3 protein-coding genes are annotated in these 3,040 nt (G+C 70.0%); 1 reads left to right on the top strand and 2 read right to left on the bottom strand.

Translation table 11 applies throughout. The annotated features are described in order from the left end of the window. Both R1101_RS0120025 and R1101_RS27685 read right to left on the bottom strand, forming a co-directional pair. The coding region (locus tag R1101_RS0120025) for a hypothetical protein (protein WP_016935085.1) at nt 1-431 on the bottom strand (431 nt) is incomplete at its 3' end. 31 nt (nt 432-462) lie between these two features. Further along, nucleotides 463-1,143: a TVP38/TMEM64 family protein gene (locus tag R1101_RS27685; RefSeq protein ID WP_016935084.1), complete on the bottom strand. Its 681-nt coding sequence runs from the start codon at nt 1,141-1,143 to the stop codon at nt 463-465. A gap of 275 nt (nt 1,144-1,418) precedes the next feature. Here R1101_RS27685 and R1101_RS0120015 point away from each other — a divergent pair. Beyond that, nucleotides 1,419-3,040 (top strand): methylmalonyl-CoA mutase family protein (locus tag R1101_RS0120015; RefSeq protein WP_026003500.1); only part of this gene is annotated, 1,622 nt, incomplete at its 3' end.

Here is a 3,040-nt window from a genome sequence, read left to right as displayed (position 1 = left end):
AGGGCGATCGCCTGGTGCCCCTGTTCGGACCGGCGCAGGACGACGGTGGCGAGCAGGGTGAGCGCGGCATCGACATCTGCGGTGGCCGCGGTGTCGTCGCCTTCGGCCGCGACCTGGCCGGGCGCGTTCTTGGCCCGTTCGACTGCGGTGCGGGCGTGTTCGAATGCGCGCCCGCGACCCGCTCGGGTCTGTTCGGGCAGGGGGGTCTCCACCGCGCCGATCCCTACCCCGATGCTCCAGTGTTCCCGGCGGAGCAGCTCGAGGACGAGATCGACGACGAGGGCGGGATCGTCGGCGACAGCCTGGACCTCGTCGCCTGCGGTGCGATCGAACCGGCGGACCAGCGGCAGGTCGTCGAGGGCCATGAGCAGGTCCTCGACCCGATCCACGTCTCGCCGGCTTCCGCGCTGATCGACGGTGAGCACGAACATTGGTCAATCGTGGAGCCTTGACCTCTGAAAATCAAGCCTCCATGCTTGACCTCGTGGTGGGTGCTGCCGTATCGGCGGCATCGAGCGCGGAGCCCGCAGGTACGGGTAGGCGCGCTTCGAGGAGCAATCCCGCCACACCGAGCGCGATGCATACGCCCGTGATCACCATCAGCCGCGGATCGGTCTGCCCGGTGAGAGCGTCGCCGAGGAGCACGATCGCTACGGTGCCCGGCAGGATGCCCACGACCGTGGCGAGCGTGTAGGGCACGAGGCGGACCGCCGAGACGGCGCAACAACAGTTCACGACGAAGAACGGGGCGGCGGCGATCAACCGTAGCGAGCCGACCGCGAGCCATCCGCGGCGTGCCAGCCGCAGGTCGATCGCTTTCGCCGCCGGGTGCGTGAGACGCGATTCCACGGCCTTCCGCCCGATGGCCCGCACGAGCAGGAACGCGAGGACGGCGCTGACCGTGGAGGCGGCGACCGTCACGCCGATGCCGACAGTGCTGCCGAACAGCACGCCGGCACTGAGGGTGAACACCGTGCGCGGCACCGGGGCGATCGTCACGAGCGCGTGGACGGCGAAGAACGTCAGGGCCAGGGCGGGGCCGTGCACCGATTCGGACCACTGCCGGATCTGGGCGATCGATGGATGTGGCACCACGAGAGCTGCCACGACGAGTGCCGCCACCAGGGCGAGAATTCCGAGCACTCTGCGGTCTGCGGCAAGCCTCGTCACGGATGCCCACACTACCGGGCGACGCGTCCGCTTCCCCCGGAGCAGAGCCGGGAAGTGCGCACGATACCGTTTCATTCGAGGACGTCATTATCGAGCGCTAGGAAAACTGTGGTGATCCCCACAACGACCGCACGGTGTGTAGGGATAGCATCACACCGACGGCAACCTACCCTTTTCGAGGTTGCCCACCTCCGGCCGACAACGCCGTCCGTACAAAGCCTGCAAACCCGCAGTAGGAGGAATCGCCCGTGTCATTAGCTGCAGAAGCCGAGGATGCCGCGCGCGCATATGCGCAGTGGCAGGACGCGGTGGCGGGGGTGTTGGCCAAGTCCCGACGCGTCGACCCGGCCGAACTCGGCCCCGAGCCGCAGCGTCTGCTCGCGACCACGACCTACGACGACATCACCGTCGCGCCGCTGTACGGCGTCCGCGACGAACGCGACGAAGCACCCCTGCCCGGCGAGTTCCCGTTCGTCCGCGGCGGCTCGTCCACCCGCGACGTCAACAGCGGATGGCTTGTCGATGTCCGGTTCACCGGCGCCGATGCGGCCTCGGTCAACGAGCGCATCCTCGACGCCCTGAACAACGGGGTCAGCTCGGTGTGGCTCGGAGTCGGCGCCGGCGCCGTCCCCGTCGACGCACTCGACACCGCACTGAACGGTGTACTTCTCGATCTCGCGCCGCTCCGTCTCGATGCGGGAGCCGACGCGGTCGCGGCGAGCACGGCCGTCTACGGCGTGCTCGACAACCGCACCGACATCGAGGATCGCGCCGCCGTGCGCGTCTCCCTCGGTGCAGCGCCGCTCACCAGCGCGTTCTCCGAGCGTCCCGATGTCACCCTGGCCGAGGCCATCGAGCTGGCCCGGGCCGCCGCCGATCGCACCGAGTCGGTGCGCGCCCTCACCGTGGACGGCACGGCCTTCCACAACGCCGGTTCGTCCGACTCCGAGGAAATCGGTGCCGCGATCGCCGCCGGACTCGACTACGTGCGCGAGCTCGTCGGTGCCGGGATCCCGGTCGCCACCGCGCTCGGACAGCTCGAGTTCCGCCTCGCCGCGACCGACGACCAGTTCCAGACCATCGCCAAGTTCCGTGCCGGCCGCACAGTGTGGGCACGGGTCGCCCAGGTCGCCGGTGCCCCCGAGGCCGGCAACGCCCCGCAGCACGCGGTGACCTCGGCCGCGATGATGGCCCAGCGCGATCCATGGGTGAACATGCTGCGCACCACCCTCGCCGCCTTCGGCGCGGGTGTCGGTGGCGCCGACGCCGTCACGGTCCTGCCGTTCGACGCCGCCCTGCCGGCCGGCGTGCTCGAGGTGTCCGAGGCGTTCTCCGCCCGGATCGCCCGCAACACCCAGCTGCTGTTGCTCGAGGAGTCCAACCTCGGTCGCGTGCTCGATCCCGCCGCCGGTTCCTGGTACGTCGAGGAGCTGACCGCCGAGCTCGCGGAGAAGGCATGGAGCTTCTTCCAGCAGATCGAGGCGGCCGGTGGATACCGCGTCGCTCTCGACGCCGGGCTGATCGCCGAGCGTGTCGCGCAGACGCGTGCCCGCCGCGAGTCCGACATCGCGCACCGCAAGTTCTCGGTGACCGGTGTCAACGAATTCCCGAACCTGGCCGAGAAGCCGCTGCCGGTCGGTGTCGCCGAGGCCGGCGCGTCCGCTGCGCGCTACGCCGCGCCGTTCGAGGCGCTGCGCGACCGCTCCGACACCTACCTGGCTTCGCACGGTGTCCGGCCGCGGGTGCTGCTCGCCCCGCTCGGACCGATCGCCGAACACAACGTGCGCGCGACCTTCGCGGCGAACCTGCTCGCCGCCGGTGGCGTCGAAGCGGTCAATCCCGGACCACTGGACCTCGACGCCGATCTGTC

Source organism: Rhodococcus sp. R1101 (assembly GCF_000278445.1).
In the GTDB taxonomy this organism is placed as follows: Bacteria; Actinomycetota; Actinomycetes; order Mycobacteriales; family Mycobacteriaceae; genus Rhodococcus; species Rhodococcus gordoniae.
Note: the sequence above shows the minus strand (reverse complement) of the source record. Positions and strands in the feature narration are given on the sequence as shown.